This window comes from Methylobacterium sp. B1 (assembly GCF_000333255.1).
Classification (GTDB): domain Bacteria; phylum Pseudomonadota; class Alphaproteobacteria; order Rhizobiales; family Beijerinckiaceae; genus Methylobacterium; species Methylobacterium fujisawaense.
In genome coordinates, this window is the sequence record NZ_BACT01000870.1 from 1 (window position 1) to 1,282 (window position 1,282).

The following is a 1,282-nucleotide window of genomic DNA, read 5'->3' on the forward strand; positions in this document are numbered from 1 at the left end:
GGGCGCCCCCCGCGGGGGACGACCGGGAGATGGCGGCATGATGGGCGAGATCGACCTTTACGGCGTGTTCGTGCCGGGCCTCGCGCTCTGGATGGCCATCGCCTTCGCGCTCAGCCTGCCGCTCCGCCGTCTCCTGTCGGCGACCGGCTTCTACCGCCTCGTCTGGCACCGACCGCTCTTCGACCTCGCCCTCTACGTCGTCTTGCTCGGCGGCGTCGTGACCCTCGCCCACCGGACCCTGCAATGACAGCCCTGTTCTCCGTCCTCGGCCGCCTCCTGGTCACCCTCGGCATGGTCGCCGCGGCGCTGATCGTCGGCCTCGGCCTGTGGGATTACTACATGGATGCCCCCTGGACCCGGGACGGGCGCGTGCGCGCCGACGTGGTGGCGGTGGCCCCCGACGTGTCCGGCCTCGTCACCGAGGTGCTGGTGGAGGACAATCAGGTCGTGCGGAAGGGCGACGTCCTGTTCCGCATCGATCCGGACCGGTTCCGCATCGGGCTGCGGCAGGCGGAGGCGATGGTGGAGGGCCGCAAGGCCACCGCCGAACAGACCGCCGCCGACTATGCCCGCTACAGCAAGCTCTCCGACGCGGCCGTCTCGCAGCAGAAGGTCGAGGCCACCAAGGCCGCCGACCTGTCCGCCCAGGCGGCCTACGAGCAGGCCCTGGCCGACCGCGACCTCGCCAAGCTCAACCTGGAACGCTCGGCGGTGCGGGCCTCGGTCAACGGCCGGATCACCAACATGGAGCTGCGTCCGGGCGCCTACGTCACCACGGGCCGCGGGGTCATGGCGCTGATCGACCGCGACACCGTCCGGATCGAGGGCTACTTCGAGGAGACCAAGCTGCCGCGCATCCGCGTCGGCGCGCCGGTCACCGTCCAGCTGATGGGCGAGGACGGCGTGCTCACGGGCCGCGTGGCGAGCATCGCGGGCGGCATCGGCGAGACCGGCCGCAGCGACGCCACCAACCTGCTGGCGAACGTCAACCCGACTTTCTCGTGGGTGCGGCTGGCCCAGCGCATCCCCGTGCGGATCACCCTCGACGGCGGCCCGGCGGACCCGCGGCTGGTCAGCGGCCGGACCGCGACGGTGTCGATCGCGCCGTCGGCGGGCGGGGAGGCCCTGCGCTGGCCCTGGACGGCGTGGCGGGAGGCGCTCGCCCGCTAAAGGCGACCGAACATTCCCGGCGCCGCCGGGTTGCCATGACACGACCCACCATTGTCAGGAGTCCCCATGAAGACGATCCTCGTCCCTCGCAAATCCCTCGTGCTCGCCACGT

General features: G+C 71.8%; 2 protein-coding genes. Both read left to right on the plus strand.

Annotation, left to right across the window (positions count from 1 at the left end):
- Nucleotides 1-37: 37 nt before the first annotated feature.
- Nucleotides 38-247: a DUF1656 domain-containing protein gene (locus I53_RS24855; protein WP_043355775.1), complete on the plus strand. Its 210-nt coding sequence runs from the start codon at nucleotides 38-40 to the stop codon at nucleotides 245-247.
- On the plus strand, nucleotides 244-1,170 hold the full coding sequence (locus I53_RS24860; protein WP_043355777.1) for an HlyD family secretion protein: 927 nt from the start codon (nucleotides 244-246) through the stop codon (nucleotides 1,168-1,170). Before I53_RS24855 ends, I53_RS24860 begins: the two co-directional genes overlap by 4 nt.
- The last annotated feature ends 112 nt before the right edge of the window (nucleotides 1,171-1,282 follow it).

Coding starts and splice junctions, on each gene's coding strand:
- I53_RS24855 (WP_043355775.1), top strand. CDS start 38: ATGATGGGCGAGATCGACCTTTACGGCGTGTTCGTGCCGGGCCTCGCG.
- I53_RS24860 (WP_043355777.1), top strand. CDS start 244: ATGACAGCCCTGTTCTCCGTCCTCGGCCGCCTCCTGGTCACCCTCGGC.